A 251-nucleotide genomic window follows, 5' to 3' on the forward strand; every position below is an offset into this window, starting at 1 on the left:
TTACTGCTGAATTCACTGTCGGCGAAGGTAAGTTGATGACTCATGATGAACTCTGTTCCATGGCTCCAGATGACAAACATGATCTCATATCAGGGACTTGTTCGCACCTTCCCTAAAGGTACTGTCTATGGGGCACATGGTGATGCTGCCAACTTACTGATTTAGTGTATGATGGTGTTTTTGAGGTGCTCCAGTGGCTTCTGTTTCTATCAGCTGTCCCTCCTGTTCAGCTACTGACGGGGTGGTGCGTA

1 protein-coding gene is annotated in these 251 nt (G+C 47.4%); it reads left to right on the forward strand.

Going from position 1 to position 251, the window contains the following annotated elements; all coding sequences use genetic code 11:
* Positions 1-193 precede the first annotated feature (193 nt).
* The coding region (locus tag FHC48_RS23900; protein WP_097491765.1) for an IS1 family transposase at positions 194-251 on the forward strand (58 nt) is incomplete at its 3' end.

The sequence above is a fragment of the Enterobacter sp. EC_50 genome (genome assembly GCF_019584525.1).
GTDB lineage: Bacteria > Pseudomonadota > Gammaproteobacteria > Enterobacterales > Enterobacteriaceae > Enterobacter > Enterobacter roggenkampii.